The organism is Nocardia sp. NPDC052316, assembly GCF_044547795.1.
Taxonomy (GTDB): domain Bacteria; phylum Actinomycetota; class Actinomycetes; order Mycobacteriales; family Mycobacteriaceae; genus Nocardia.
Genome location: NZ_JBIUBB010000004.1, coordinates 268,179 through 295,138 on the forward strand (window position 1 = coordinate 268,179; position 26,960 = coordinate 295,138).

27 protein-coding genes are annotated in these 26,960 nt (G+C 68.6%); 13 read left to right on the forward strand and 14 right to left on the reverse strand.

Annotated elements, in window-relative coordinates; genetic code table 11:
• The first annotated feature begins 125 nt into the window (after positions 1-125).
• Positions 126-1,763: a flavin monoamine oxidase family protein gene (locus tag ACIHA7_RS19575; protein ID WP_397291321.1), complete on the forward strand. Its 1,638-nt coding sequence runs from the start codon at positions 126-128 to the stop codon at positions 1,761-1,763.
• Between the two features lie 210 nt (positions 1,764-1,973).
• On the opposite strand, the gene ACIHA7_RS19580 is transcribed toward ACIHA7_RS19575, so the two are convergent.
• The gene (locus ACIHA7_RS19580; RefSeq protein WP_397293097.1) at positions 1,974-2,318 is read right to left on the reverse strand and encodes a DUF3099 domain-containing protein; all 345 of its coding nucleotides are present in this window, start codon (positions 2,316-2,318) and stop codon (positions 1,974-1,976) included.
• 162 nt (positions 2,319-2,480) lie between these two features.
• On the opposite strand from ACIHA7_RS19580, the gene ACIHA7_RS19585 reads away from it, so the two are divergent.
• Entirely contained in the window at positions 2,481-2,726 is a 246-nt protein-coding gene (locus tag ACIHA7_RS19585) for a DUF3039 domain-containing protein (protein WP_107660717.1), read from the forward strand.
• Here the strand turns inward: ACIHA7_RS19585 and ACIHA7_RS19590 are convergent.
• On the reverse strand, positions 2,699-3,868 hold the full coding sequence (locus ACIHA7_RS19590) for a YihY/virulence factor BrkB family protein (RefSeq protein WP_397291323.1): 1,170 nt from the start codon (positions 3,866-3,868) through the stop codon (positions 2,699-2,701). The genes ACIHA7_RS19585 and ACIHA7_RS19590 overlap by 28 nt on opposite strands.
• Positions 3,869-4,149: 281 nt before the next feature.
• Between ACIHA7_RS19590 and ACIHA7_RS19595 the strand changes: the two genes are divergently transcribed.
• The gene (locus ACIHA7_RS19595; RefSeq protein ID WP_397293098.1) at positions 4,150-5,838 is read left to right on the forward strand and encodes a DEAD/DEAH box helicase; all 1,689 of its coding nucleotides are present in this window, start codon (positions 4,150-4,152) and stop codon (positions 5,836-5,838) included.
• A gap of 33 nt (positions 5,839-5,871) precedes the next feature.
• Here the strand turns inward: ACIHA7_RS19595 and ACIHA7_RS19600 are convergent, their stop codons facing one another.
• Positions 5,872-6,480, reverse strand: coding sequence for a TetR/AcrR family transcriptional regulator (locus ACIHA7_RS19600; protein WP_397291325.1), 609 nt, complete (start codon positions 6,478-6,480; stop codon positions 5,872-5,874).
• 105 nt (positions 6,481-6,585) lie between these two features.
• Between ACIHA7_RS19600 and ACIHA7_RS19605 the strand changes: the two genes are divergently transcribed.
• Positions 6,586-7,326 carry an SDR family NAD(P)-dependent oxidoreductase gene (locus ACIHA7_RS19605; protein ID WP_397291327.1) on the forward strand — a complete coding sequence of 247 codons (741 nt, stop codon included), beginning with the start codon at positions 6,586-6,588 and terminating at the stop codon, positions 7,324-7,326.
• A gap of 47 nt (positions 7,327-7,373) precedes the next feature.
• Here ACIHA7_RS19605 and ACIHA7_RS19610 read toward each other — a convergent pair whose 3' ends face one another.
• Complete coding sequence (locus ACIHA7_RS19610) at positions 7,374-8,141, reverse strand: AraC family transcriptional regulator (protein ID WP_397291329.1); 768 nt, start codon at positions 8,139-8,141, stop codon at positions 7,374-7,376.
• 55 nt (positions 8,142-8,196) lie between these two features.
• Here ACIHA7_RS19610 and ACIHA7_RS19615 point away from each other — a divergent pair, with 55 nt between their 5' ends.
• On the forward strand, positions 8,197-8,766 hold the full coding sequence (locus tag ACIHA7_RS19615) for a class I SAM-dependent methyltransferase (protein ID WP_397291331.1): 570 nt from the start codon (positions 8,197-8,199) through the stop codon (positions 8,764-8,766).
• Positions 8,767-9,013: 247 nt separating this feature from the next.
• On the opposite strand, the gene ACIHA7_RS19620 is transcribed toward ACIHA7_RS19615, so the two are convergent.
• Both ACIHA7_RS19620 and ACIHA7_RS19625 read right to left on the reverse strand, forming a co-directional pair.
• Positions 9,014-9,571 carry a hypothetical protein gene (locus ACIHA7_RS19620; protein ID WP_397291333.1) on the reverse strand — a complete coding sequence of 186 codons (558 nt, stop codon included), beginning with the start codon at positions 9,569-9,571 and terminating at the stop codon, positions 9,014-9,016.
• Positions 9,571-11,364: a DEAD/DEAH box helicase gene (locus tag ACIHA7_RS19625; protein WP_397293099.1), complete on the reverse strand. Its 1,794-nt coding sequence runs from the start codon at positions 11,362-11,364 to the stop codon at positions 9,571-9,573. Before ACIHA7_RS19625 ends, ACIHA7_RS19620 begins: the two co-directional genes overlap by 1 nt.
• A gap of 118 nt (positions 11,365-11,482) precedes the next feature.
• Here ACIHA7_RS19625 and ACIHA7_RS19630 point away from each other — a divergent pair, with 118 nt between their 5' ends.
• Positions 11,483-12,280 (forward strand): TetR/AcrR family transcriptional regulator C-terminal domain-containing protein, encoded by a 798-nt coding sequence (locus tag ACIHA7_RS19630; RefSeq protein ID WP_397291335.1) that lies wholly within the window; start codon positions 11,483-11,485, stop codon positions 12,278-12,280.
• A 48-nt stretch (positions 12,281-12,328) separates the two neighbouring features.
• On the opposite strand, the gene ACIHA7_RS19635 is transcribed toward ACIHA7_RS19630, so the two are convergent.
• Complete coding sequence (locus tag ACIHA7_RS19635; protein ID WP_029903635.1) at positions 12,329-12,523, reverse strand: hypothetical protein; 195 nt, start codon at positions 12,521-12,523, stop codon at positions 12,329-12,331.
• Between the two features lie 272 nt (positions 12,524-12,795).
• On the opposite strand from ACIHA7_RS19635, the gene ACIHA7_RS19640 reads away from it, so the two are divergent.
• Positions 12,796-13,155: a DUF952 domain-containing protein gene (locus ACIHA7_RS19640; protein ID WP_397291337.1), complete on the forward strand. Its 360-nt coding sequence runs from the start codon at positions 12,796-12,798 to the stop codon at positions 13,153-13,155.
• 31 nt (positions 13,156-13,186) lie between these two features.
• Here ACIHA7_RS19640 and ACIHA7_RS19645 read toward each other — a convergent pair whose 3' ends face one another.
• Positions 13,187-13,834, reverse strand: coding sequence for a response regulator (locus ACIHA7_RS19645; RefSeq protein ID WP_397291339.1), 648 nt, complete (start codon positions 13,832-13,834; stop codon positions 13,187-13,189).
• Positions 13,831-15,021, reverse strand: a complete 1,191-nt coding sequence (locus tag ACIHA7_RS19650; RefSeq protein WP_397291341.1) for a sensor histidine kinase — start codon at positions 15,019-15,021, stop codon at positions 13,831-13,833. The genes ACIHA7_RS19645 and ACIHA7_RS19650 overlap by 4 nt, the downstream gene beginning before the upstream one ends.
• Before the next feature lie 92 nt (positions 15,022-15,113).
• On the opposite strand from ACIHA7_RS19650, the gene ACIHA7_RS19655 reads away from it, so the two are divergent.
• Positions 15,114-15,596: a cation:proton antiporter regulatory subunit gene (locus ACIHA7_RS19655; RefSeq protein ID WP_397291343.1), complete on the forward strand. Its 483-nt coding sequence runs from the start codon at positions 15,114-15,116 to the stop codon at positions 15,594-15,596.
• 5 nt (positions 15,597-15,601) lie between these two features.
• Positions 15,602-16,786: a cation:proton antiporter gene (locus ACIHA7_RS19660; protein ID WP_397291345.1), complete on the forward strand. Its 1,185-nt coding sequence runs from the start codon at positions 15,602-15,604 to the stop codon at positions 16,784-16,786.
• Here ACIHA7_RS19660 and ACIHA7_RS19665 read toward each other — a convergent pair.
• The gene (locus ACIHA7_RS19665) at positions 16,776-17,543 is read right to left on the reverse strand and encodes a rhomboid-like protein (protein WP_397291347.1); all 768 of its coding nucleotides are present in this window, start codon (positions 17,541-17,543) and stop codon (positions 16,776-16,778) included. The genes ACIHA7_RS19660 and ACIHA7_RS19665 overlap by 11 nt on opposite strands.
• 173 nt (positions 17,544-17,716) lie before the next feature.
• On the opposite strand from ACIHA7_RS19665, the gene eat reads away from it, so the two are divergent.
• Genes eat through eutC form a run of 3 tightly spaced genes read left to right on the forward strand, consistent with a single transcriptional unit; the run spans position 17,717 to position 21,416 of the window.
• Positions 17,717-19,138, forward strand: coding sequence for an ethanolamine permease (gene eat, locus ACIHA7_RS19670; protein ID WP_397291349.1), 1,422 nt, complete (start codon positions 17,717-17,719; stop codon positions 19,136-19,138).
• Entirely contained in the window at positions 19,135-20,544 is a 1,410-nt protein-coding gene (locus tag ACIHA7_RS19675; RefSeq protein ID WP_397291351.1) for an ethanolamine ammonia-lyase subunit EutB, read from the forward strand. The genes eat and ACIHA7_RS19675 overlap by 4 nt, the downstream gene beginning before the upstream one ends.
• The gene (gene eutC, locus ACIHA7_RS19680; RefSeq protein ID WP_397291353.1) at positions 20,544-21,416 is read left to right on the forward strand and encodes an ethanolamine ammonia-lyase subunit EutC; all 873 of its coding nucleotides are present in this window, start codon (positions 20,544-20,546) and stop codon (positions 21,414-21,416) included. The genes ACIHA7_RS19675 and eutC overlap by 1 nt, the downstream gene beginning before the upstream one ends.
• 197 nt (positions 21,417-21,613) lie before the next feature.
• On the opposite strand, the gene ACIHA7_RS19685 is transcribed toward eutC, so the two are convergent.
• Positions 21,614-22,774, reverse strand: coding sequence for a hypothetical protein (locus tag ACIHA7_RS19685; protein WP_397291355.1), 1,161 nt, complete (start codon positions 22,772-22,774; stop codon positions 21,614-21,616).
• A complete protein-coding gene (locus ACIHA7_RS19690; protein WP_397291358.1) occupies positions 22,774-23,718 on the reverse strand; it encodes a metal-dependent hydrolase in 945 nt (314 codons plus the stop codon). The genes ACIHA7_RS19685 and ACIHA7_RS19690 overlap by 1 nt, the downstream gene beginning before the upstream one ends.
• A gap of 147 nt (positions 23,719-23,865) precedes the next feature.
• Between ACIHA7_RS19690 and ACIHA7_RS19695 the strand changes: the two genes are divergently transcribed.
• Positions 23,866-24,486 carry a TetR/AcrR family transcriptional regulator gene (locus tag ACIHA7_RS19695; protein WP_397291361.1) on the forward strand — a complete coding sequence of 207 codons (621 nt, stop codon included), beginning with the start codon at positions 23,866-23,868 and terminating at the stop codon, positions 24,484-24,486.
• 103 nt (positions 24,487-24,589) lie between these two features.
• Here the strand turns inward: ACIHA7_RS19695 and ACIHA7_RS19700 are convergent, their stop codons facing one another.
• Both ACIHA7_RS19700 and ppgK read right to left on the reverse strand, forming a co-directional pair.
• Positions 24,590-25,963 (reverse strand): RNA polymerase sigma factor, encoded by a 1,374-nt coding sequence (locus tag ACIHA7_RS19700; RefSeq protein WP_397291363.1) that lies wholly within the window; start codon positions 25,961-25,963, stop codon positions 24,590-24,592.
• 234 nt (positions 25,964-26,197) lie between these two features.
• Positions 26,198-26,956 carry a polyphosphate--glucose phosphotransferase gene (gene ppgK, locus ACIHA7_RS19705; RefSeq protein WP_397291365.1) on the reverse strand — a complete coding sequence of 253 codons (759 nt, stop codon included), beginning with the start codon at positions 26,954-26,956 and terminating at the stop codon, positions 26,198-26,200.
• Positions 26,957-26,960 lie beyond the last annotated feature (4 nt).

Below are 26,960 nucleotides of genomic sequence, written 5' to 3' on the forward strand. Positions count from 1 at the left end.
GAGTTGGGGCGGTGGCGTGTGGCACAGTGTGTGCGCTGAGGGTGGCTCGGTGACCCGAGGGGCGCGGATCGGCTCGTGCGGCCGATCCGGTGGTGTGGACCGGATCGCAGCAAAGGAGCTGGATCGTGCGCGAGAACACCGTTTGTCGGCGAGATCTGTTGCGTTACACCGCTGCCGGTGCCGCCGGGCTGGTGTTGGGTGCGGCGGGTGGTGCGGTCGCTTCCGGGCATTTCTCCGGCCGTGCTGCGGTGCGGCCCGACGCTGGGAGCGCGGATATCTCACCGTCTCGGCGGGATCGGGCCCGGCTGGTCGCCCGTGACATCGTGGGTGTGGACGAGTCCGGTCGTGACGTTCGGGCACTCCACCGCGAGTTGCTTGCCGGCGCGGGCCCGAGACGCACTGACAGCCTGCAGGATGTGGTCGTGGTGGGTGCCGGGGCCGCCGGTTTGGCCGCGGCGTGGATCATGGCGCGGGCGGGGCATCGGGTGCGGGTGTTCGAGGGGTCGGACCGGCTGGGCGGCCGGATCCGGACGCTGCGGGAACCGTTTACGGCCACCGGTGGTCACGGCGAGGCCGGTGCGATGCGCATCCCCACCACACACACCGTCACCACGGGGGTGCTGGCCCGGCTGAATGTCCCGACCCGCCCCTTTCACATGACCCATCCGCATCGACTGGTCAGCGCCGGTGGCGTCTCGATGACCCGGGCCGAGTACACCACCGATCCGGCACCGATCGCCGCGGTGTTCGGCGCCGGATCGATGCACGGCCGGGCGCTGCTGGATCAGGTGTTGTCGCGCACGGGCGTGCACCGGGACAGCGATGTCGAGGCGTGGACCGACTTCCTGGCTCGCTACGACGAGATGTCGCTGCGGGATTGGCTACTCGCCCAGGGCCTTTCGGAGTCGAGCATCGATCATCTCGGCTCCATCGAGGGCATCACCGCCCGAATGGGTTTGAGTCTGACCCACAACCTGATGACCGCCACCAACCTCGCTCCCGGCACCGAGCTGGTCGAAATCGTCGGCGGCACCGACCGATTGATCGTCGAGTTGGCCGCCGCCGCGAAAGCCGCTGGGGCGGAGATCATCACGAACTCCGTGGTGAACGGGGTCGATGGACGTGATCGGCGGCTGCGGCTGCTCTGCGGCGCCGACAACGCCACCGTCGAGGCCGATCGGATCGTGGTCGCGGCACCGTATTCCCTGCTGCGGTACGTCGGCTTCCGACCCGCCCTGTCCTACGGTAAGCAACGCGCGATCGCGGAACTGCATCACGACGCCGCCACCAAGACCTTCCTCGAGTTCTCCACCCGCTGGTGGGCCGGGCACGGCGGCATCGACGTCACCGACGCCCCACCACGACTGACGGTGTACCCCTCCCACCCCACCGGCGACGGTGGCGTCGTCATCGCCTCCTACACCTGGGCCGACGACGCGCATGCCTGGGACGGTCTGCTCCCGGCCGAACGCGCGGCCGAATGCCTCGATCACCTGGCCGAGGTGCACGGGCCCGCCGTCCGCACCGCGTGGACCGGTGGCTACGCCTCCCACTCCTGGGCCACGGACCGCTGGGCCAACGGCGAAGCGGCGATCTATCTGCCCGGGCAGTCGGTCGAGATCGGCCCCGACACCCGCACCCCCGAAATGGACGGGCGGGTCGTCTTCGCGGGCGACGCCACCTCCACCCGAGGCCGAGCCTGGATCGAAGGCGCACTCGAAAGCGCCGCCCGCGCCTGCACCGACCTCGGCGTCACCACCTGACAAGGCCGGCTGCCGGCCATCGCAACAAAGCGCTACGTCCAGATCTCAGGCAGCGACGGATACGTCGCTATATCTTGCGGCACGCGGACGGCAGTCGAGAATGGGACCTAGCAACGGCTCTGCTCGATATTCGACGCCGTGGTGTCCCCATCGGGCGCTGCCGTGTTCACTGGTGGGCATGGCGGCGGGTCTACAACCCGATGGCCGCGATCAGCTGTCGATGGCGTTGTGCGGGCGCGCTTCCAGCGCGGTGCGCCGCTCGTCCCAGCGGCTCGGTTCATCTTTGCGGCGCGGTGGGCGGTCGTTGGCGATGAGGACGGCGATCCAGGGCAGCGGGATGGAGACCGCGATGATGAGGATCGACAGCAGCGCGCTGCTGAAGGTGCTGTAGGCGATGGCGGCCAGCACCAGGCAGGGGATGCGGAACGCCATGATGATGGTGTAGCGGCGTACGCGTGCGCGATGCTGGTCTTCCAGCGAGGGCTGGGCCTCGGTGATCAGCACCGGATGCTTGTCGTCGGTACCGGGGAAGTAGCCGGAGGATTTCGGCGGCATCGTCACGTCCGGACGCTCACCACGGCCGATGTCGCCGGCGTCGGGGGAGTCGCCGTGCTGCTGCATGTCTTCGAGTCTTCCACTGTCGGAGCCCCAGTGCACACAGTGTGGTCAGCCGGACACTGGACCGTGATCGGTCACTGTTTGCGCGGATGCGGCATCATGGAATCCGTGAGCACCGACACCATGGTTCGCCCCGATTCGACCACCGACGAGTCGACGAGCGACGACACCCCCAAGTTCTTCCACTACGTCAAGAAGGACCGGATCGCGGAGAGCGCCGTCATGGGCACCCATGTCGTCGCCCTGTGCGGTGAGGTCTTTCCGGTGACGCGGTCGCCCAAGCCCGGTTCGCCGGTCTGCCCGGACTGCAAGAAGGTCTACGACGGGCTGAAAAAGGGCGAGTGAGGTTGCGGGGGCGGCGTCTGCGTGGACGTCGCGCCCGGTTGCTCGGGTGTGTCGACAGGTGACGGCGGAGGCTTCTCCGCCGTCTCAGTGGTTTCTGTCTTCGGATCGTCGTCGGACGAGTCCCCGGTGAGCTGATTGGTGATCCACTCGCGCACCTGCTCCATCCGGGTCGTGCGCGCGGGCCAGAACTCCTGCACGGCGGCGTTGAACTCCGCGCCGAGGATGATGGCGAACCCGAGAAAGTACGTGAAGAGCAGAAATGCGATCGGCGTGGCCAGTGCGCCGTAACTCACACCGGTCTTGGTCACCCAGGACAGATACCGGCGCAACACCTCACTGGCCGCGATGAAGAAGACCGCCGCGACCAACGCACCGGCGAACATGCGATGCCAGGGCAGCGAGGTGTGCAGCGCCAGCTTGTACAGCGTGGTCAGCACGATGATCAGCAACAACCCGACACCGGGGTAGTAGAAGAAGTCCAGCAGTTGCAGCCCGGTCACCCGCCACGGCTCCGGCAGTACCCGCCCGATGATCGTCGGCCCGAGCGCCACCAGCGGCAGGATGAACACCGAGGCCACCAGGAACGCGACATACAGCAGCAGCGCGAAGATCCGCTGCCACACCGGGTGTCGCAGGTCCTGCTGACCGTGCGCCTCGACGATCGCGTCCACGAACGTCGCCATCGCCGACGACCCGGCCCACAGCGACAGCACGAAACCCACCGAGACGACCGCGCCGCGCCCCTTGCCGAGCACGTCCTCGACGGTCGGCTCGATCAGATCCGTCACCACGCTGGAGCTGAACAGGTCCCGGCTGAACGCGATGATCTTCGACTCCACGATCTGCACGGTGTCCGGGCCGAACCAGGTGCCGACGTAACCGAGGCTGCCGAGCACCCCGAGCAGCAGCGGCGCCAGCGACAACGTCTGCCAGAACGCGGCGGCCGCGGATTTGGCGAAGATCGAGTCGTCCCAGGCCTTCACCGCCACCCGTACCGCCAGCCTGCCGGTGTTCCTGCGGGCCCGGCGCAGTCGGATGGTCACCCGTTGCGCCGAGCTGAGCTTGCGCGCGGCGAGGCCACCGCTGAGCGACGGTATGTCGGTCCGCAGTGGCTCGTTCGGCAGGGCGTTTTCCTCGGGCATCGTCCCTCAAGCATCGCGCACGAGTGGTGTGCGCATCGGATTCCGGGGGCGACGTGTCGTCGGGCAACGGGTGAATTCCGGCGTGTCGGTAGTTGAACATGTGATGCCCATCGCCCACGCCGCGTCGGTTTGGCAACACGCCGGGCCGGGCCAGTAGGGTCGACTGCGTGACTGGGTCGGGTGGCGCCGCTGTGGCGGGAAAAGCGGAGACGCCGGGCGATTCGGTTAGACCCGAGGCCTCGGGGACGCCGAACAGCTCCGGTACATCGGGCGGCGGATCGCTGCGTGCGTGGCAGCGCCGGGCCCTGACCAAGTACCTGTCGTCCAAGCCACGCGACTTCCTCGCGGTGGCCACGCCGGGCGCCGGTAAGACCACCTTCGCGCTGCGGGTCGCCGCCGAACTGCTGGCCGACCGCACCGTCGACCAGATCACCGTCGTCGCCCCTACCGAGCATCTCAAGCACCAGTGGGCGCAGTCCGCGGCCCGCGCGGGGATCCAGCTGGACTCGCGGTTCTCCAACGCGACGGGCGGCACGTCCGGCGATTACCACGGTGTCGTCGTCACCTATGCCCAGGTCGCTTCGCACCCGTCCCGGCATCGGGTGCGCACCGAAAACCGCAGGACCCTGGTCATTCTCGACGAGATCCACCACGCGGGTGACGCGAAGAGCTGGGGTGACGCGACGGCCGAGGCGTTCGGCGACGCGACCCGCAGGCTGGCGCTCACCGGAACCCCGTTCCGCAGCGACGACAGCCAGATCCCGTTCATCACCTACGAACCCGACGAGTCCGGTTTCCCGCGCTCGCGCGCCGACCACGCCTACGGGTACTCCGAGGCGCTCGCCGACGGCGTGGTCCGGCCCGTGGTGTTCCTCGCCTACTCCGGCGAGGCGCACTGGCGTGACAGTGCGGGCGAGGAATACACCGCCCGCCTCGGCGAGCCGCTGAACGCCGAACAGACCGCCCGCGCCTGGCGCACCGCGCTCGACCCGGCGGGTGACTGGATCTCGGCCGTGCTGCGCGCCGCCGACATGCGGCTGCGTCAGCTGCGCAGCACCGGCATGCCCGACGCGGGCGGCCTGGTGATCGCCACCGACCAGGACCGCGCCCGCGACTACGCCGAACTGCTGGAACACATCTCGGGCACGAAGCCCGCGCTGGTGCTCTCCGACGAGCCGACCTCCTCGGACCGGATCGCCTCGTTCGGCGCGAGCACCGAGCCGTGGATGGTCGCGGTACGCATGGTGTCCGAGGGCGTGGACGTGCCACGCCTCGCCGTCGGTGTGTACGCGACCAGCGCCTCGACGCCGCTGTACTTCGCCCAGGCCATCGGCCGCTTCGTGCGTGCCCGCAGGCCGGGCGAGACCGCGAGCGTGTTCCTGCCGTCGGTGCCGGTGCTGTTAGATCTGGCCGCGCAGCTGGAGTTGCAGCGCGACCACGTGATCGGCAAGCCGCACCGGGAGAAGGACGGCCTGGACGACGAGCTGCTGATCGATGCGAACAAGCAGCAGGACGAGCCGGGCGAGGAGGAGAAGTCCTTCGTCGCGCTCGCCGCGGACGCCGAGCTCGACCAGGTGATCTACGACGGATCCTCCTTCGGCACCGCCACTTTCGCGGGCAGCGACGAGGAGGCCGACTACCTCGGCATCCCCGGCCTGCTCGACGCCGACCAGATGCGCGCGCTGCTGCGCGAACGCCAGTCGCGCCAGATCGCCGACCGTGGCGAGTCGGCGTCGGCCCCCGATCCGGGCCCGCAGGTCGCGAGTGCGGCGGAGCGGGTCGCGACGGCGGACCGGTTGGGTGAGCTGCGGCGCGAACTCAACAGCTTGGTCGCCATGCATCATCACCGCACCAACAAACCGCACGGCGTGATCCATGGGGAGCTACGCCGCGAATGTGGTGGGCCGCCAACGGCATTGGCGTCGGCGGATCAGTTGGTGGAGCGGATCGCGGCGTTGCGCAGGATGTAGCCCCGTCGGCTGCCCGTTGCTACCGGGCGCGGATCAGGTAGCCGTAGTACCCGCCGGCCAGGCGGCCATCGCGCAGTCGATCGACTGCGTCAGTTCCGCGAGCGAGGCCCCGTCGCGGGCTTGAATCGACAGACCGTAGAGCACCGTGGCATAGAAATGGGCCAGCGCGGAGGTGTTGGTACCTTCGGGCAGATCGCCCTCCGCGACGCCGCGATCCATCCGCTGCCGAATCTCTTCGGTGGTCTCCCTGCGCTTTTCGATCAGGAAGTCGCGGACACTCTCGCTGCGCGTGGTGTAGGTGGAGCCCGCGAGTACCACCATGCAGCCGTGCGGTTTGTCCTCGACGGTGTAGGCGATCGCGTTGTCCCGCAGCATCGCATCGATGGCGGCCCGCGCGGTCGGCTCCTCCCGTAGTGCCCGGTCGGTGTATCCGCCGTCGGTCTGTCCGTACAGGCTGACGGCTTCCCGGAACAGGGCCTCCTTACAGCCGAACGCGGCGTACAGGCTCGGGGAGTTGATACCCATCGCGGTGGTGAGGTCGCTCATCGACGCGCCCTCGTAGCCGTGCTCCCAGAACACCTCCATGGCGCGGCGCAGGACCTCGGTGCGGTCGAACGCGCGCGGTCGTCCCCGGTCGGCCATGGTCGTCCTTTCTGTGTCGATCGCTAAATATACCCCTTGACGCCGCGGTGGCCGGTGGGCTTAGCTATTTATGTACTGATCGACACAGAAATTGGCGGAGGAACGATGACTGATCTCGCGGGCAAGGTGGCACTGGTGACGGGCGGTAGCCGAGGAATCGGCGCGGCGATCGCACGGAAGCTGGCCGCCGACGGCGCCGATGTGGCGTTCACCTATCAGAACGCCGAGGTGCCGGCGAAATCCGTAGCCGCGGCTATCGAATCGCTCGGCCGCCGCGCGCTGGCGATCCGTGCCGACAGCGCCGACGCCGGTGCCGTGGTGAGCGCGGTGAATCGGACCGCGGCCGAGCTGGGCAGGCTGGACATCCTGGTGAACAACGCGGGCATCTTCCCGGCCAAGCCGTTCGAGGAGTTCACCGTCGAGGAGATCGACCGCGCGCTGAACATCCACGCGCGGGCCGCGTTCGTCGGCGCGCAGGCGGCGGTGGCGCACATGACCGGCGGCGGCCGGATCATCAGCGTCGGCACCAACCTGTCCGAGCACGCCCCCTTCGCAGGGCTCTCGCTCTACAACCTGAGCAAGTCGGCGCTGAACGGATTCACCAAGGCGCTCGCGCGCGAACTGGGACCGCGTGACATCACGGTGAACCTGCTCCAGCCGGGATCGACTGTGACAGACATGAACCCGCTCGACGGCGGCCACTACGACACGCAGGTCGAGCTGTCGTCGCTCGGCCGTTTCGCGCAGCCGGCGGACATGGCGGCGATGGTCGCGTTCCTCGCGGGCGAGACGGGGCGCAGCATCACCGGCGCGATCTTCACGGTCGACGGCGGAACGAACGCCTAGCGCTCCTGCCTCGGAGAGCTACCCATGGTGTCCCGCCGTCGTCCCTGCTATCCCGCGAAGTACTTGCCCGGTGAGACGCCCACCGCTCGCCGGAACGCGGCGACGTAGGCGCTGGGGGTGGCGTAGCCGACGCGGCCCGCGATGCGGGCGATGGGGAGCTCAGCCGCCAGGAGGGGGAGGGAGGCGGCGAGGCGGATCTGGGTTCGCCACTGGCCGAAGCTGATTCCGGTCTCGGCGACGAACAGGCGGGCCAGGGTGCGCGGGCTGGTGGCGACGGCGGCGGCGAACTCGGCGAGGGTGCGGTGGTCGGTGGGGTCGGCCGCCAGGGCGTCGGCCACCTGCCTGGCGCGGGGGTCGGTGGGGGAGTGGGCGCCGATGGGAATCACGTCGACCGGTTCGACGAGGTCGAAAACCACTGCCTCCGCGCGTTCGCGGCGCGCGGAGCCGGTGCCGGGGGCACCCAGGTGGTCGAACAGCTCGTGCAGCAGCCGGGTGACCCGGACCATCGTCGGCGCGGTGAAGGTGACCGGGCAGCGGTCGGGTTCGACGTAGATGCCGCGCATCTCGGCCCCGTCGGCGCTGCCCGTCCGGTGCCGGACGCCGCCGGGAATCCACAGTGCCCGGGTCGGCGGCAGCACCCAGCGGTCGTCGCCGACCTCAACCGCGATGACTCCCCGTGCGGCCCAAGCAATCTGGTGCTGCGGATGCTCGTGGGTGTCGAACCAGTATCCGGCGGGCAGCACCCCGGCGCCGAGGACCATCGCTGTCGCACCAGGCGGGACGGGGTGGAACGAGGAATAGCCGTTTCGCGACACAATGTGTCACCGTAGCTCGTCGCGGTCACGCTCGCCTGCTCCTAGCGTCATGAGCATGGCGATGAACCTCTTTCACCGACTCTGCTGCCGGTCGTCGTTCTGGGCACGGGCCAGCGCGACGCGGATCGTGCCGTGGGCGCTGGACGGTCTCGACCTCGGCGGCTCCGCCCTGGAGATCGGCCCCGGCTACGGCGCGAACGTGCGCGCGTTGCTCGACCGTGCGGGCACGCTCACCGGCGTCGAGATCGACCCCGACCTGGCCGCCCGGTTGCGCCGACGGCACGGATCGGTGATGACGGTGGTGGACGGGGACGGCACCGACATGCCTTTTCCGCCAGCACAATTCGACTCGGTCGTGTGCTTCACCATGCTGCACCACGTGCCGTCCCCCGCCCTGCAAGACGCCCTGTTCGCCGACGCGCTCCGCGTGCTGCGCCCCGGCGGCGTGTTCGCGGGGAGCGACGGCCTCGACAGCCGCCTCTTCCGGTTGATGCACGTGGGCGACACGTGCGTCCCCGTCCCGCCGGAACACGCCGCCGACCGGCTGACTCGGATCGGCTTCACCGACGTCGACATCGAAACCGGCGCAACAAGTTTCCGTTTCCGCGCCCGTCGCACCGCCTGAGGCACACCCACAGGCGTCCGCGCGTCCCATCAGGCGGGTGGATTCGTGAGCCCCGTGTATCGCCGGGTGACGATAGCTGGGCACGGTTGTCGCCGTGCCCGGCGCTGCTCACCGGACGTGGGCTTTGCGGAAGCTCTTCGGCACCAACATGTTCCGCGCGATCGCCGACAGATCGTAAGTTCGAGTTCTTCGTCGGCCGCTGTCCACCGTCGGAGTGGCCGATGAGGTCGATACCAGAGTGGTGGTCTCAGGTGCGGGCAAGGTCTCCGAAGTAGTCGGCGGGGTCGAACGTGTTGATGGGCACCCATCGCGGCACTTCCATCGGCGCAGGCGAATCATCCTGTGCGGCTTGGAAGTACCCCTGAATCTCGAGCGCGAGACGCGGGTTCTCATCCACTCGACGAGCCATGTCGTAGAACGCGGCCAGCACATGCAGACAACGCGCCGACCTCGCCTTGCACGAGCAGTCGGTACCGGCCAGCACCGGAGCCACTGTGCACCCCGCGTCGACCACCGCGCGATGCATCTCGTCGGTGAGCACGGTGGTGTCCGGCACGACCTCCCCGATCGCGGTGATCGCCGTGCGGGTCAGCGGCGCCACCTCCAGGTGGATCACCGACGCCTCGCCGCCACGGTGAATGGTGGCACGCACCACGCGGCCCTCGATCGTGGCCTGCACGCCGTGGTTGCGGGCGATGCTGCGGGCTCGGGGGAGTAGCGGCTCGGGGCGGGTCTGCCGGATCGGTTCGGCGAGCCGCACCCAGTCCATCCCCCACTTGGTGTAACCGAATTCGTTGTCCGGCATCAGTTCGCCCTCCCGTCGCCCGACCGCCACCCCTCACCGAATCGCTGCGCGATGCAGCTTCTTCGGCGCCGCAGGATCTCGACCAGCTGATCGTCGTCGAGGCGGGCCAGTGCGGCGATACCGGCCGAGTCGAGGTCCGAGAGCGCGGACTTGCGGTCGTGCATGCGGGCGATGTGCTCCTCGACCGAGGTGGTCGAGGTGAGCGTGGTGACGGTGACCGTGCGGGTCTGCCCGATGCGATGCGCACGGTCGGACGCCTGCGCCTCCACCGCCGGGTTCCACCAGCGGTCGAAGTGGATGACGTCGGCGGCGCGGGTCAGCGTGAGTCCCGTGCCCGCCGCGCGCAGGCTGAGCACGAGCACCGGCGGACCGTCCTCGGCTTGGAAGCCGGCCACGATGGCGGCGCGCTCGGCCTGGTTCAGGCCGCCGTGGAAGAACGGCGCCGCGACGCCGAACTGTTCGGCCAGATGCCGGACCAGCAGTTCACCGGTCTGCCGATACTGGGTGAAAATCAGGGTGGGCGCGCCCAATTCGAGGTTGTTGGCCAGGATGTCGGTGCACAAATCCAGCTTTCCGGAGCGGCCGGCCAGCTCGGTGAGCTCGCCGGTGACCAGCCCGGGATGATTGCAGACCTGTTTGAGCGCGGTCAGTGCCGCGAGCACTCGGCTCTGTCGCTCGACGCCTGCGCCGAATCCGTCATCGATGGCCCGATCGAGCAGTTTGTCGTAGAGGTCTTCCTGTTCGGTGGTGAGGTCGCAGAGGAGGTCGGTGTGGATCTTCGCCGGTAGTGACGCGGCCACCTGCGCCTTCTTGCGGGCGAGGACGACGGGTTCGATGGCGTCCTGTAGTCGCGCCGCCGCGGCCGTCGAGCCCTCCTGGATCGGCCGGACGAAGCGGCGCCGGAACTGCGTCTTGTGCCCGAACAGCCTGGGCGTCACCAGGTTCAGCAGCGCCCACAGCTCCTCGAGATGGTTCTCCACCGGCGTACCGGTCAGCGCGACGCGCACCTCGGCGTCGAGCGCCCGCGCGGCCTTGGCCAGCTGCGTGCTCGGATTCTTCAGCGCCTGCGCCTCGTCGAAAACCGCCGTCGCCCAGCGGTGCTCGCCGAGCCACTGGCCGTGCAGCCGCACCGTGGGATATCCCGCCACCACGATGGTCCCGGCGGCGGCGTCGATGTCACCGCCGCGCCACACCACTACGCGCAGCCCCGGCGCGAACCGATCGATCTCGTGCGCCCAGTTGCCCACCAGCGAGGTGGGGCACACGACGAGCTGCGGTCCACCCGCCGCCCGCCCGAGCAGAAAGCCGATGGTCTGCACCGTCTTTCCGAGCCCCATCTCGTCGGCCAGCACGGCCCCTCCGTGCGCTGCGGTCGTTTCCCGCAGCCAACTGACCCCGCGCACCTGATAGGGCCGCAGATCGGCCTTCAGCCCCGAACGCAACTCGGTTGCCACTGCTTGCGTCTCGCGTACCACGCGCACCGCGCGCTCGGCGGACACGATGGAGGTGCCCGCCGCATTGGGCACCGCGTGGGCCGCTATGGGTAACTCGACGTCGGGCTGTCGCGCAGCCTCGGCATGCAGCGTCGCACGCCAGATCTCGACCGATGCCCCCGCGTCCGCGAGATCCACGGTCGCGAACGTCGCGGGATCGACCAGCGCGCAGTCGACTTCGGCGACCTCGATCGCCCCGTCGTAACCGGTCGGCACGGCGAGGGCGAGGGTCTCCCGATCGCCGAGTGCGGCGGGCGCGGGCCCGGTGTGCTGCCCGGTCCATGTCCACAGCGCGAACATGTGGCGGTCGGGCAGGTAGGTGGCCTGTGTGCTGGGCAGAGCGAACCCCTTTATCGGCGTATGGTGTACGAAGTATCTGAACAACGTACAGAGTACCGAGTTTGTTCCGAGGAGTCCCGTGGCCGACGAATCCGCCGTCGAGCAGGCAAAACAACTGGTGAGTCTGCTGTGGCGGCACGAACTCCCGCCGCGCCCCAATGCGCGCGGCCCGAAGCCTGCGGTGAGTGTGGACGCGGTGGTCGAGGCCGCGGTGGCCCTCGCCGACCGGGATGGGTACGCGAAGGTGTCCATTCGCGCCGTCGCGGCGGAGCTGGGCCTACGGCCGATGAGCCTGTACACCTACGTCCCCAGCAAGGACGCGCTGACCGTCTTGATGGTCGACGCCGTCGCCGACGAGGACGCGCCGATCCCGGCGGAGCTGCCGGTGCGTGCGCGGCTGGCCGCCCTGGCCCGCCAGGTGCGCGCTGAGCTGATCGCCCACCCGTGGCTGCTGGAAGTATCGCCGTGGCGTCAGGTGATCGGCCCCGGTCGCATGCGCCGCTACGAGCGTCAGCTGGCCGCCATCGAGGGCATCAGCCTGTCGGATGTCGAGATGGATCGTGTGATCGCCATTTTGTCCGAATTCGCCACGGGCAACGGGCGTGTCGCGGTGGCCGCGCAGCGCGACACCCGGGTGATGACCGACGCCCAGTGGTGGGACGTGCACGGCCCTTTGCTGGCCGAGGCCATGCCGTCCAGTTCGTTTCCGCTCTCCGCCAGGGTCGGCGCGGCGGTCGGCGAGCTCTATCAGGCCCCTGCCGACCCGGACGGCGCCTTCGCCTACGGGCTCGACCGGCTGCTGGACGGGATCCTCGGGGACCTCGAGGCCCCCGAACACACCGACAGCGGGCGATCCGTGGATCGCCCGCTGCGGTAAACGGTTTTCTGTTGTCGGATGTTGTTGTCTCAGGACGCGAGGAGTTGATCAGAGGGCGGGAGCGGACTCCGTGTCGATCACGGCTTCCAACTCACGCAGTCGATCCATGTGTTCGTTCGCGTGGTGCTGGCAGAAGAGCAACTCGCCACCTGCGGGCAGAACGGCGCGCACTCGTGCTGCCGCCCCGCAGCGGTCGCAACGATCGACCGCGGTCAGTGGGGTGCTAGTCAGGGTTCCTGGCATGACTCCTCCGTCCTGGCTCCCGGTTCACAGACCGTTTGCCTGGTGTGGGGCCCGTGGTCACTCCGCGGGCTCGCTACCGCTACTTCCCAGCAGTGGTATGACTACTCTGTCAGACGTTCGGGACGGGGGCTTTGTTCCCGTGAGTGATTCTGTGTGTTTTCTATAACACGACCTGGGATTTCGCTACGGGCGAACATGCCAGGTCACGTTACGAACTCAGTGTGGTCACCACCTCGAACAGGCCGATCCAGTTGTCTACCGGGAGATTACCCGTGACCCACGACACTCACACGCTTGTTCACATATGCACTTTGGGCGAATGGCTTTCCGCTCGGCAAACCGGTGAGTACCGCGCGCCCTCGCTCGACGAGGTGGGCTTCATCCACCTGTCCGCGCCGCAGCAGGCCCATCTGCCCGCCAACCGGCTTTTCGCCGGGCGCCGCGACCTGGTGCTGCTGCGCCTGGATCCGGCGCGTCTCGGCGCGCCGGTCAAATGGGAACCGGGCGTGCCGACCGACCCGGAGTCGATGCTCTTCCCGCACCTGTACGGGCCACTGCCGACGGGCGCGGTGATCGCGGTCGAGGAGTTCCGCCCCGATCAGGACGGCGTGTTCGCGCCACTGGCCAAGTGAGGTAGTTCGGCGCCGCCGTTCGGCCGTCAACCTAACCGCCGCGGATCTCCCGCGCCAGGATCGCCGCCTGAACCCGCGACCGCACACCGAGTTTCGTCAGCACCCGGGACACGTGCGTCTTCACCGTCGTTTCGCCGATGAACAAGCGACCTGCGATCTGCGCGTTGGACAGCCCGTCGCCCAAGCAGTCGAGCACCTCGCGTTCGCGTTCGGTGAGATCGGCGAACCCGCTCGGTTCCGGTTCGGCCGCATCGGTATTCGTCTTGGCGAAGGCGGTGATCACCGCGCGCGTGACCTCGGGGGCGAGAACCCCGTCCCCGGCTGCGACGGTGCGGACCGCGTCGATCAGCGACTGCCCCGACGCCGACTTCAGCACGAAACCCGAGGCCCCCGCCCGCAGGGTGCGGAAGACGTACTCGTCCAGATCGAACGTGGTGAGGATCAGTACCTTGGCCAGTCCGTCGGCGGTGACCCGTTCGGTCGCGGTGATCCCGTCCACGCCCGGCATGCGCACGTCCATCAGCACCACGTGCGGGCGCAGCGCCTTGGCCTGCGCGACCGCGACATCCCCGTCGGCGGCCTCGCCGACCACCTCGATGTCCTCCTCGGCGTCCAGGATCATCCGCAGACCCGCGCGGATCGCGGCGTGGTCGTCGGCGATCACCACTCGAATGGTCATACGGCGCCCACCGTGGTCAGCGGTAGCTGGGCCAGCACCAGCCAGCCGTCGGAATCCGGTCCGGCCGTGAAGTTTCCGCCGAGCGCGGCGGCCCGCTCGCGCATGTTGATCAGGCCGCGATGCGGTTCACCGTTGTCGGTGGGTCGTAAGGCGGCCACCGCCAGCGGATTACGCACCGCCACCCGCAGCATCCCCTCCTGCGCGCCCACCTCGATGTCGACCCCTTGTCCCGGTGCGTGTTTCATGGCGTTGGTCAAAGCCTCCTGAACGATGCGGTACGCGGCCTGGTCGACCGCGCTCGGCAGGTCGGTGTCGTCGAGGGTGTCGCGCACCCGCACCGTGATGCCCGCGGCTCGGGCGGCCTCGACCAGGTTGGGCAGTTGGGCGAGCCTGCGTGGCGCGGCCACCTCGTCCACGGTGTCGTTGCGCAGCAGGCCGATCATGGTGCGCATCTCCTGCAGGGCACTGACGCTGTTGGTCCGGATCGACCCCAGAATGCCGGTGACCGGCGAGTCCGCCTCCCGCCGGGCCAGCACGCCGAGCGCCGCCTCGGACTGGATGGCGATGGCCGACAGGTGCCCGGCGATCACGTCGTGCAGGTCGCGGGCCATGGTGGTGCGCTCGTCGGCGATGGCGGCGCGCCGGTCGAGCTCGGCGACCAGGGTCAGCGCTTGGGCGCGGGCCCGTTCGGCCTCGGCCACCTCCTTGTGCGTGCGCACCGAGTTCGCCCACCACAGCGGCGTGGCGATGAAGGCGAACACGACGACGAGGGCGATCGAGACCGCACGCAGGTCGCCGGTGCGGACCAGCGTCAGGATCAGCACCACCAGCGAGAACGTGGACCAACCCACCACCGTGATACGAGCGGGCCGCCGCGCCGAATACAGTACGGCCGCGTAGATCAGGTCGCCGTAGAGGAGCCACACCGGCATGGTCGGGCCCAGGTACATGTCGATCGCCAACGGCACCAGCCCGACGATCATCGCGGTCAGCGGCGTGCGGCGGCGGCACATCGTCAACAGGCACAGCGAGGCGAGTATCGCCAGGCGCGTCGGCAGCGGCACATCGACCCCGTGCTCGGTCAGGGTGTACAGATTCACCAGGTACATGCCGGCGCCACCGGCGAACGCGAGCAGCGCGCCCAGCGCGTCACGCGCCGTCCCGGGAATCCGCCACCACCACTGCACGCTTCCATCTCAGCACAGCCCTGACCAGGCGCCATCCGCCGAAGTGATGACCGCGCCGTCGCGCGAATCGGACATCGGTCTAATCTGTAGCCGTGAATGTCGACGTGACCGCCCTACCCGGGATAGGAGTCCGAAAAGACTTCGAGGTGCGCTCCGGCCGCCGGATCGGCGTGGTCGCGCACCGCGACGGTGACATCGACCTCATAGTTTCCAAGCTGGAAGACCCCGACGCCTGTGCCGCGCAGATCCCGCTGAGCACCGACGAAGCGGCCGTGCTTGCCAACCTGCTCGGCGCGCCGCAACTGGTCTCCAAACTCAACGACGAACACAGCGACCTGCCCGGCATCACCACCCGGCAGCTGCCGATCGGCGACGACTCGCCGTATTCGGGACGCACCCTCGGCGAGACCGCGATGCGCACCCGCACCAAGGTGTCGATCGTCGCGGCCATGCGCGCCGGGCAGCTACACCCCTCGCCTGGACCCGATTTCACCTTCACCTCAGGCGATGTGCTCGTCGTCGTCGGTACCCCGGACGGCCTAGATGCCGCCGCGAAGATTCTCACCCACGGCTGAAACCAGTGACTGAAACCGCGCTCGCCCTGATCGAGCTCGGAGCGATTCTGTTTGCCCTCGGCACGTTCGGGCGGTTGGCAGGTCGCTTCGGGATGTCCCCCATTCCGCTCTATCTGATCGGCGGCCTCGCGTTCGGCGAAGGTGGCTTCATCTCGCTCAGCGCCGCCAACGAATTCGGCCACGTAGCAGGCGAGATCGGCGTGGTGCTGCTCTTGCTGCTGCTCGGCCTGGAGTACACCGCACCCGAATTGATGACCGGCCTGCGCCGATCCTGGGCGGCCGGCCTGGTCGATATCGTGGCGAACGCGACGCCCGGTGTGATCGTCGCGCTGCTGCTCGGTTGGGGCGCGGTCGGTGCGATCACCATGGGTGGCGTCACCTACATCTCGTCCTCGGGCATCGTCGCGAAGGTGCTCAACGACCTCGGGCGCCTCGGTAACCGCGAGACACCGGTGATCCTGTCGATCCTGGTGTTCGAGGACCTGGCGATGGCGGTCTACCTGCCCATCCTCACCACCATTCTGGCCGGGCTGAGCTTCGCCAGCGGCGCGAAGTCGCTCGCCATCGCGCTCACCGCGATCACGGTCGTGCTGGTGGTCGCGATGCGGTACGGCCGATACGTGTCGGCCATCGTGGACAGCTCGGACAACGAGGTGTTCCTGCTGAAGCTGCTCGGCGCGGCGCTGCTGGTGGCCGGTGTCGCCTCGGCGCTCAACGTGTCCGCGGCGGTCGGGGCGTTCCTGCTCGGCATCGCCATCTCCGGCTCGACCGCGCACGAAGCCGCGAAACTCCTGGAGCCACTGCGGGATCTGTTCGCGGCGATCTTCTTCGTGGCTTTCGGGCTGACCACCGACCCACGCGCCATTCCGCCGGTGCTCGGCTGGGCGGTGGCGCTCGCGGTGGTCACTATGCTGACCAAGATGGCCACCGGCTGGTGGGCGGCCAGCAGGCAGGGCATCCGCCCGATGGGCCGGGCGCGGACCGGCGCGGCGTTGGTCGCGCGCGGCGAATTCTCCATCGTCATCGCGGGATTGGCGGTGACCATGGGCGGGGTCGATGGGCAGCTCGCGGCGCTCGCCTCGGCTTACGTGCTGCTGATGGCGGTGCTCGGCCCGATCGCGGCGCGGGTCGTCGAGCCGGTCGTCGGGTTCGTGCAGCGCCGGGTGCGGCCCGCTCCCATTACTCCGTGACCGCCGCCGCGGGTTCCTGTTTGGCCGCGCTGCGTTTCTCGAACCAGCGGCCGAGCACGGTGGCGATCCGGCCGACGACGAGGCCGATCGCGCACGCGCACAGGTGGCCGTAGTCGGTGAAGGTCGGGCCGATCCACAGCGCGGCGACGAGTATCGCGATGAGCGTGCCCGCCCAGAGCAGCCGGACCAGCCCGCGGAATCGGAAGGCCATCGCGGCGAGCACCGCCGAAAAGCCGTAGCTGGTGCCGACATCCGCGGCTACGGCCACCTTCAGTGGGATGACGCCGCGATCGATGGCATGCGAGATGCCGGTGACGGTGAGCAGCGTCGCGCCGATGTGCCCGGTGGCGAACAGCACGATCCAGCGGGTGGTGCCGAGCCAGCGCTCCGCGTAGGCCATCACGATCAGGAAGCCGGCCAGGGTGCTCCATGGGAAGCCGCCGTCGGTCCAGAACGCCGAGGCGACCAGCACCTGCACCGGGTTGTGCCGCATGTTGTAGAGGTTGGTCGACGCGGAGAAGATCAACCGGCGCTCGACCGAGTCGCCGACGCCGCGCAAGGTCCACCAGGTGACGAAGACGGTGAAGGCGTAGGCGGTGCTGGCCGGGGCGGCGCCGAGATGCTCGCGGAGCGCGGGCAGCACCCGGTGCGCCAGGCCGGGGCGGCGCAGCCAGTCGCGTGCGATGCGTGCTTCGGTCCGCAGATCGATGGTCTGGGTCCAGGGTGATCGAAACCGGACCGGGGCGCAGGCGTCCACTCGGCAAGTGTGCCGTGCGCCGGAGGATGCGGCCGCGCGACCCGCCCGGGGTGTGCGCGGCGTCACCGGCGGCGACACCGCGTCCGTAACGTCGTTTCACACCCGGGCAACAATCGCTCCCAAGAATTGGTCCACCGACCAAACGGTATGTGGACGAGGAGTGCGTAGCACCTATGACGATCGAGGACGCGAAGGTGACCGGTACCGCAGGCGCGGAGTATCTGGCCAAGCGGACATTGCGCACGGGCTCGGCGGGCTGGGTGCTGCTCGCCGGGCTCGGCGTGAGCTACGTGATCTCCGGCGACTACGCGGGCTGGAACAGCGGCATCGCCGAGGGCGGCTTCGGTGGACTGCTCATCGCGACCGTCCTGATCGCGGGCATGTACCTGGCGATGGTCCTCGGCATGGCCGAGCTGTCGGCGGCGCTGCCCGCGGCGGGCGGCGGCTACACCTTCGCCAGGCGGGCGCTCGGACCGTGGGGCGGATTCGCCACGGGCACAGCGGTATTGCTCGAGTACGCGATCGCGCCCGCGGCCATCGCCACGTTCATCGGCGGCTATGTCGAATCGCTGAACCTGTTCGGGATCACCGACGGCTGGTGGGTGTATCTGGCGGTGTACGCGCTGTTCATCGGGGTGCACCTGACCGGGGCGGGGGAGGCGCTCAAGGCGATGTTCGTGATCACCGCCATCGCGCTGCTCGGGCTCGCGGTGTTCGCGGTGTCGGCGTGGGGTCTGTTCGACGCTGGAAACCTGACCGACATCCCGGCGGACCCGAATGCGGTGGGCAGCTCGTCGTTCCTGCCGTTCGGCGTGTTCGGGATCTGGGCGGCGGTGCCGTTCGCCATCTGGTTCTTCCTGGCCGTCGAAGGGGTGCCGCTGGCCGCCGAGGAGGCGCGGGAGCCGGCGAAGAACGTGCCGAAGGGGATCATCAGCGCGATGCTCGTGCTGATCGTCACCGGTGCCGCCGTGTTGTTCCTGGCAACCGGAGCTCTTGGTGCGCAAGCGATTTCGACGTCCGGCAATCCGCTGGTCGAGGCGCTCGGCGACGGCGGTGCCGCGAAACTGGTGAACTACATCGGCCTGGCCGGGCTGGTGGCCAGCTTCTTCTCCATCGTCTACGCCTACTCCCGGCAGACGTTCGCGCTGTCGCGGGCCGGTTACCTGCCGACGAGCCTGTCGGTGACCAACGCGCGCAAGGCGCCGTTGCTGGCGCTGATCGTGCCCGGCGTGGTCGGGTTCGCGCTGTCGCTGACCGGTAAGGGCGCGATGCTGCTGAACATGGCCGTGTTCGGCGCCGCGCTCAGCTACGTGCTGATGATGGTCAGCCACATCGTGCTCCGGGTCCGCGAACCGAACATGGCGCGCCCGTACCGGACGCCCGGTGGCGTGGCGACCACCGCCTTCGCGCTCGTGATCGCCGGTGCCGCGGTGATCGCCACCTTCCTGGTCGACCCGGTGGCCGCAGCTTGGACACTCGTCGCGTTCTGCGCCTTCCTGGCCTACTTCGGCCTGTACAGCAGGCACCGGCTGGTGGCCCACTCACCGGACGAGGAGTTCGCGCTGCTGGCCGAGGCGGAGGGGAAACTCGAATGACTTGCTACACCCAGCATCTCCGCGGAGTGACCTACACCTTCGACGGTCTGGTCGAGTTGCTCGCCAAGGCCACCCCGCTGCGCAGTGGTGACGAACTGGCGGGCTGCGCAGCGGATTCGGACGCCGAGCGGGCCGCAGCTCAATGGGCGCTGGCGGAGGTGCCGTTGACCGAATTCCTCGACGAGCCGGTGGTGCCGTACGAGACCGACGAGGTCACCCGGCTGATCATCGATACCCACGATCGTGGTGCGTTCCAACCGATTTCGCACCTCACCGTGGGCGGGCTGCGGGACTGGCTGCTCGCCGTCGCGGCCGGTGCGGGTGCCGCGGCGACGCTGCGTGCGGTGGCGCCTGGCCTGACCCCGGAGATGGTGGCCGCGGTCAGCAAGATCATGCGCAATCAGGATCTGATCGCGGTCGCGCGTGCCGTCGAGGTCACCGCCGGTTTCCGGACCACCGTCGGACTGTCCGGCACGCTGGCCACCCGGTTGCAGCCGAACCATCCCACCGACGACCCGCGCGGCATCGCCGCCGCCACGCTGGACGGGCTGCTGCTTGGCTGCGGGGACGCGGTGATCGGCATCAATCCGGCCACCGACTCACCGCAGGCCACGGCCGAACTGCTGCACCTGCTCGACGAGGTGCGGGTGCGCTTCGACATCCCCACGCAATCCTGCGTGCTCTCGCATGTGACCACGACCATCGACCTGATCGAGGCGGGCGCGCCGGTCGATCTGGTGTTCCAGTCGATCGCGGGCACCGAGGGCGCCAATGCCGGTTTCGGCGTGAACATCGCGCTGCTGCGCGAGGGCAACGAGGCGGGCAGGTCGCTGCGCCGCGGCACCGTCGGTGACAACGTCATGTACCTGGAGACCGGTCAGGGCTCGGCGCTGTCGGCGGGGGCGCACCTGGGCACCGGCGGCAAGCCCGTCGACCAGCAGACCCTGGAGGCGCGCGCCTACGCGGTGGCCCGCGACCTGGACCCGCTGCTGGTCAACACCGTCGTCGGCTTCATCGGCCCGGAATACCTCTACGACGGCAAACAGATCATCCGCGCCGGACTGGAGGACCACTTCTGCGGCAAGCTGCTCGGCCTCCCGATGGGCGTCGACGTCTGCTACACCAACCACGCCGAAGCCGACCAGGACGACATGGACACCCTGCTCACGCTCCTCGGCGCGGCGGGCTGCGCCTTCGTGATCGCCGTCCCCGGCGCCGACGACATCATGCTCGGTTACCAGAGCCTCAGCTTCCACGACGCGTTGTACGCCCGCCGCGTCCTGAACCTTCGCCCCGCACCGGAATTCGAGTCCTGGCTGGCCGGGCTCGGCATGATCGATGCGGCGGGCCGGGTGCTCCCGGTGGCGCCGCTCGCCTCGCCACTGCGCGCCTTGGCGGGTGCCTGATGAAGCGACGGGATGTGCGGGTCAAACTGGAAGTCGTTGCCTCACTGGATGAAGCGGAGTCGATACCGCACGTACGCTCGGAAAGCACTGCGGAGCACCTGTTCTGGCAGGAACTCCGGCGCAGCACCCAATCCCGGATCGGCCTGGGTCGGACCGGTGACGCACTGCCCACCGCGCGGGTGCTGGAATTCCGTGCGGCGCACGCGGCGGCACGGGACGCGGTGCACCTGCCGTTGGACGTGGGTGCGCTGGGGGAGCGGGTCGCCGCGCTGGGGGTGGGCGAACCCGCGCACGTGCGCAGTCGCGCAGGTGATCGCGCGGAGTACCTGCGCAGACCGGACCTCGGCCGACTACCCGCCGAATCCCCTGATCCTGCATGCGGTTCCGCGCTGTCCGTCGTCCGACACAGCGGTGCCGACGTCGGGTTCGTGCTGGCGGACGGGCTCTCTCCGCGCGCACTCACCGACCACGGACCCGCGACCCTGGCCGCGCTGATCACGGAACTCTCGCCGCACTACTCGATCGCCCCACCGGCCATCGCGACCCAGGCCCGGGTCGCGCTCGGCGACCACATCGCCGAGGCGATGGGTGTCGCGACGGTCGTGGTGCTGATCGGCGAGCGCCCCGGCGTCTCGGTCGCCGACAGCCTCGGCATCTACCTCACCCACCTGCCCCGCCCGGGCCGCACCGACGCCGACCGCAACTGCGTCTCGAACATCCACCCACCGGAGGGCCTCGGCTACACCCAGGCGGCAAAGGTGGTGGCGGGCTTGATATCCGGCGCCCGCCGCCTCGGTCGCTCGGGCGTCGACCTCAAGGACACCTCACGCGCCGCGCTCACCGACGGCGAGGTGCTCTCGATCGAGGTGTGAACGGCGCGCTCCCGCATCTAGCCCAGCGACCGTGTGCTACCAGCCGGTGTGCCGCGCACATCTCTGCCGGACGCGCACCAATTCCGCGCGTCAGAGGACGTGCGCCTATCAACTGGCGTGCAGCACACATCGCTGCGTCAGCAATGCACGCGTCGGGAGCATGTGCGCGACGGTCCTCCGCCGGCGCGCTGTGCGGCCTACGTCGCGTTCGTCGCACTGGGTTCGGCCGTCGCCGATGCTTCGCCATCGCGTGACTTGCTTTGTGGCACGGTGAAAGTGGCGACCACGGTGACGATAGCGATCGCGAAGCACACGATCGTGTACCAGAGATTGCCGATGGGGTCGCCGTTGCCGGTGAGTCCGTCGACTGCGCCGAAATAGTCGGGTAGCGCGGCGACCCACAGCACCGCCAGCACGCCCAGGTACACCAGCGCATACCCCTGAACCAATCCATTGCGGTACCCGGGCGGTGTCGACGCACCGGAACGCAGCGCGGACCACTGCCGGACCAGCAGCACGACCGCCACCACCGACAGTACGAAAAGCTCTGCCGCATAGAGGAACCCGCGTACCGCGTCACTCCCCATCCCGAACACCGTCGCGGGCAGCGGCAGCACGAAGGTGCCGACCGAAGCGAGCAGTCCGATCAGCACGGTGCGCCCCACCAACTGCGGCCCGCTGAACTGTTTGCCCGCCTCGATCTGGCGGTCGACGAAGAACTGCACACACCACGCCAGCGACATCGGCCACAGCGCCGCGAAGACGACCACGCTCGGCAGCGGTACCGCATCGAACATCGGCTGGTTGAGCGGGTTGTCCACCGACCACTCCCACCAGCGCAGCTGTGGGCCGAGGTGGTCGAAGATCTCGTAGAAGGCGTGGTGCACGAAACCCACACAGGCCGCGCCGAGGAACACACCGTAGCGCCGGAAAATGCCCAGCATCCGCACGATTTCGTACGCGAGCGTGGCCATCAACGGATAGATCGCGATGATGTACAGGGGCAACCGCCCCCACAGGAAGTCCACCGTGAATACGTTGTGCGCGAACATCGTATCGACCTGCTCGGCGATGCCGAACGCCGTCGGGAAGTACAGCGGCGGCTCGATGACGAAAAGATACGCGGTCGCACCGAACCACAGCACGAGGTTGGTGGGGTCCCCGTGCCTGCGCAGCCGGACGGTCGCATAGATCAGCGCGAGCACCGACCCGAGCACGATGGTCAGCTCTAGCACCGGCAACGTCCAGTTTTCCAGCGCGGCGGGATTGCGGAACTCGACGAGCCCGCCGGTCTCGGCGCACGAGAAGCCGAGTCGCGTCGCGAGATCGGCGAAGGTGGGTGTGCACAGGTCGGCCATCAGTTGGCCTCCGCCGCGGCCATGGCGTCCGGGCGCACCTCGGCGGTGTACCAGCGCGTGCAGTCGTAGCCCGCGTCATAGCGTTCGAACCAGCGCCCGGCGAGCTCCGGCAACTTCTCGTGCGCCGGATCGTGATTCGGCAGTTGACTGCGGATCACACCGGCGAGCGCCGTGAGCTGTGCCCGGCGCGGCAGCCCGTCGAACGCGCGCGGCATCGGCCCCTTGGTCAGGTACGGCGCGAAATACACCAGCGCCCGCTGCTTGGCGCGATGCCTGGCGAACATCGACAGTGCGTCGACCTGCCGATCCGCGAGCGGGACGTGCTGGTTGAACCCGGCACACGCGATCCGGATCACCTTCAGCACATGCGCGAAGATCGACGGCGCCATCCGCATCCGGTAAAGCTCGTCGCCCACAAGGGCATTGAAGAGAATCATCGCCGAGCTCCGGTGCTCGACCTCCTCGACGAAGTGCCAGATGAACAGCGATGCGACCCGGTCGTCGCCCGGGCGGAACAGCGTGTCCTCGTTGTCGAGCATCAGCTTGAACACCGGCGTGAAGGTGGCCTCCAGATCGGCGGTGTAGGCGAGGCGGTACTCGCGCGAGGTGGCCTCGGTGAGCAGGTCGAACTCGCCGATCACCGCGTCGAGAGTGTTCTGCAAGCCCGGGTACCGCTTGATCAGCGCCTTGACGTGCTGGCGGTGGGCGGTCGAATGATGGCCCTCTTGGCGCATGAACGCGATGGCCTCGGCCGCCACCTCCGGATCGGTGAAGGTCGGCTTCAACTGCATGATCAGCTTGACGATCATCTTCTCGAAGCCGACGGCCAGGAACGAGACCGCGTTGGACATGCTCGACCACGCCGGATTCCGCGGGTTCCACAGGAACGGGACGTCGGCGTCCTCGAAGCCGAAGTCCATCTTTCTGGGTTGCAAGTGGGTCACAGCGCGTACCTCGCCTCGGAAATAGTCGATCGAACGTCGCGCCCGGCCAGCGCGATGAGACAATCATACAAATGGTTGTCAATATGTATGTTCACTTGCCGGGATTCGCCAACGATCGCGGCACGAGCCCTGTGATAACGTCCGCCGGTGGCGCGTAGACGCGGATGGGGCGGGAGTCCGCCGGCGAACGACGAAGAGGCACATCGCCGTATCGTCGCCGCCGCGGTCGAGCTGATCGGCACCACCGGCGCCGCGATCAGCATCGCCGACGTGGCCGAGGCGCTCGGCGTCATCCGGCAGACCGTGTACCGGTACTTCCCCAGCGCCGGGGCGTTGATGACCGCCGCGGCGATCGCCTCGGTCGACGGGTTCCTGGACCGGCTGACCGCCCACGTGGCGGGGCTGGACGATCCGGTCGAAGCGATGACCGAGGGTGTGATCTACACGCTGGTCGAGGTACGCCGCACACCGCACCTAGGGATCCTGCTGTCGAACCCCTACTCCAACCTCGACCCCGACAGCCTCACCTCCGAACAGGCCAAAGCCTTTGGCATGTCGATGATCCGGCGCTTCGACGTCGACTGGGAGCGGCACGGCTACGACGACCCGGCGCTGCTGGAGCTGGTCGAGTTCGTGCTGCGCACCATGCACTCGTTCTTCGTGTCCCCGGGCAATCCGCCCCGCACCGAGGCGCAACTGCGCGCCTACCTCCATCGCTGGATGGGGACCGCGATCGCCGCACAACGCGAGTACGCGCGGCACCGCTGACCGGCAGCGCGCGGTACTGCCCGGAACTCACGGCGCGTTCCGAGCGCGGAAACGACAATGGGCCGCTGAGCGAAAAGCTCAGCGGCCCAAAGGTCGATCGAGATCAGTCGAGGTAGTCGCGCAAAACCTGCGAGCGGCTCGGGTGGCGCAGCTTGCTCATGGTCTTGGACTCGATCTGCCGGATGCGTTCGCGGGTGACCCCGTACACCTGGCCGATCTCGTCGAGCGTGCGCGGCTGGCCGTCGGTGAGGCCGAAGCGCAGCCGGACCACGCCCGCCTCGCGCTCGGACAGCGTCTCCAGCACCGACTGCAACTGATCCTGCAGCAGCGTGAAGCTCACCGCGTCCACGGCGACAACGGCTTCGGAGTCCTCGATGAAGTCACCGAGCTGGCTGTCGCCCTCGTCGCCGATGGTCTGGTCCAGCGAGATGGGCTCACGCGCGTACTGCTGGATCTCCAGCACCTTCTCCGGCGTGATGTCCATTTCCTTGGCCAGCTCCTCCGGGGTGGGCTCACGGCCCAGGTCCTGGAGCAGCTCGCGCTGGATGCGGCCGAGCTTGTTGATGACCTCGACCATGTGCACCGGGATGCGGATGGTGCGGGCCTGGTCGGCCATGGCGCGGGTGATGGCCTGCCGGATCCACCAGGTGGCGTACGTGGAGAACTTGTAGCCCTTGGTGTAGTCGAACTTCTCGACGGCACGGATCAGACCCAGGTTGCCCTCCTGGATCAGATCGAGGAACGCCATGCCGCGGCCGGTGTAGCGCTTGGCCAGCGAGACGACCAGGCGCAGGTTGGCCTCGAGCAGATGGTTCTTGGCGCGGTTACCGTCGCGGACGATCCAGGTGTAGTCGCGACGCATCGCGACCGGCAGCTTCTCGCCCTGCTCGGTGAACTCGCGCACCTTCTCCGCCGCGTAGAGGCCGGCCTCGATGCGCTTGGCGAGCTCGACCTCCTCTTCGGCGTTGAGGAGCGCGACCTTGCCGATCTGCTTGAGGTAGGCACGCACCGAGTCGGCCGACGCGGTGAGCTCGGCGTCCTTGCGGGCCTGCCGTAGCGCCTCGGATTCCTCTTCGTCCCAGACGAAATCGCCCGAGGCCTTGTCGGCGGCGGTCGGCTCGACCTCCTCCTCGGCGGCTTCCGCGACTTCCTCGACGACCAGGTCCTCGGCCTCTTCGGTGAGATCGTCCTCGGAGACCTCGAGATCGCCGAGGTCCTCGATCTCGATCGCCTCGTCCTCGATCGCCTCATCGGCACCGGGCTCGCCGTCGGCGCCGACCTTCTTGGGGCCCGCCTTCTTGGCGGCTCCCTTGGTCGCCTTGGCGGGCGCCTTCTTCGCAGGCGCCTTCTTGGCTGCGGCCTTCTTGGCCGGAGCCTTCTTCGCGGCAGCCGCCTTACGAACCGGCCGGGCTTCGGTTACATCTGCGGAATCGGCCTCGGCCGAATCGGCGGTCTGACGGGTATTCGTGGCTACCACGTACGCCCTTTCGTGACGGTCTCGTGCGGCGTCACGCCAGAGTGGTCTTCCGGCGGAGCGGTCTGTCGGGTTTCACCGGCGAAAAGCCGGTCGGGTTTCACCGGCTTACCGCCGGGGCACGTTCCATTGTAACGATCTAACCAGGGTACCTTCGGCACGATGCCGCCATCGGCGCGGGCGCGTTATTCGCATTGTCGCACGATTGTCCCGCTCCGGCAGCCGAGCCGCGCGCCACTACGGCGCGATCCCGGCGTCGATCGCCATCGCCGCGCCGACGATGCCCGCGGTGTTCCGCAGATGCGCCGGAATCACCTGGGTTCGGTTGGTGAGCAACGGAATCCAGAGATCGGCGTCGCGGCTGATACCGCCGCCCGCGACGAACACCTTCGGCCAGAACAGGTTCTCCAGCCCGATCAGCACCGTGCTCACCTCGGCGGCCCACTGCTCGAAGGTCAGCCCGTCACGATCCTTGATCGAGGCGGCGGCGCGGTGCTCGGTCTCCATGCCGCCGATCTCGAGGTGGCCGAGTTCGCTGTTGGCCACCAGGGTGCCCTGGTACAGCAGGGCCGAGCCGATGCCGGTGCCGAAGGTCAGCAACAGCACGAGGCCGTCGAAATCCTTTGCCGCGCCGTAGCGGTCCTCGGCCAGACCCGCCGCGTCCGCGTCGTTGAGCACGGTGACCTCGCGGCCGTCCAGCGCCTTGGCGAACAGCGAGCGCGCGTCGGTGCCCACCCACGTCTTGTCGATGTTGGCGGCGGTGCGGGCGACACCGTCGAGCACGACCGAGGGCAGCGTGATGCCGACCGGGCCGTCCCAATCGGCCTGCGCGACCAGCTTTGCCACCGCCTCGGCGACGGCCTGCGGGGTGGACGGCTGCGGTGTCGCGATCTTGATCCGGTCGTGCACCAGTTCGCCGGTGGCCAGGTCGACCGCGCCGCCCTTGACGCCGCTGCCGCCGATATCGATGCCGAATGCGTGCCCCCGAGCGGACATGGCT

Coding starts and splice junctions, on each gene's coding strand:
- eat (WP_397291349.1), top strand. CDS start 17,717: ATGACGATCGAGGACGCGAAGGTGACCGGTACCGCAGGCGCGGAGTAT.
- ppgK (WP_397291365.1), bottom strand. CDS start 26,956: ATGTCCGCTCGGGGGCACGCATTCGGCATCGATATCGGCGGCAGCGGC.
- ACIHA7_RS19605 (WP_397291327.1), top strand. CDS start 6,586: ATGACTGATCTCGCGGGCAAGGTGGCACTGGTGACGGGCGGTAGCCGA.
- ACIHA7_RS19580 (WP_397293097.1), bottom strand. CDS start 2,318: ATGCCGCCGAAATCCTCCGGCTACTTCCCCGGTACCGACGACAAGCAT.
- ACIHA7_RS19635 (WP_029903635.1), bottom strand. CDS start 12,523: ATGCCAGGAACCCTGACTAGCACCCCACTGACCGCGGTCGATCGTTGC.
- eutC (WP_397291353.1), top strand. CDS start 20,544: ATGAAGCGACGGGATGTGCGGGTCAAACTGGAAGTCGTTGCCTCACTG.
- ACIHA7_RS19620 (WP_397291333.1), bottom strand. CDS start 9,571: ATGCCGGACAACGAATTCGGTTACACCAAGTGGGGGATGGACTGGGTG.
- ACIHA7_RS19645 (WP_397291339.1), bottom strand. CDS start 13,834: ATGACCATTCGAGTGGTGATCGCCGACGACCACGCCGCGATCCGCGCG.
- ACIHA7_RS19615 (WP_397291331.1), top strand. CDS start 8,197: ATGGCGATGAACCTCTTTCACCGACTCTGCTGCCGGTCGTCGTTCTGG.
- ACIHA7_RS19590 (WP_397291323.1), bottom strand. CDS start 3,868: ATGCCCGAGGAAAACGCCCTGCCGAACGAGCCACTGCGGACCGACATA.
- ACIHA7_RS19625 (WP_397293099.1), bottom strand. CDS start 11,364: ATGTTCGCGCTGTGGACATGGACCGGGCAGCACACCGGGCCCGCGCCC.
- ACIHA7_RS19585 (WP_107660717.1), top strand. CDS start 2,481: ATGGAATCCGTGAGCACCGACACCATGGTTCGCCCCGATTCGACCACC.
- ACIHA7_RS19675 (WP_397291351.1), top strand. CDS start 19,135: ATGACTTGCTACACCCAGCATCTCCGCGGAGTGACCTACACCTTCGAC.
- ACIHA7_RS19685 (WP_397291355.1), bottom strand. CDS start 22,774: ATGGCCGACCTGTGCACACCCACCTTCGCCGATCTCGCGACGCGACTC.
- ACIHA7_RS19600 (WP_397291325.1), bottom strand. CDS start 6,480: ATGGCCGACCGGGGACGACCGCGCGCGTTCGACCGCACCGAGGTCCTG.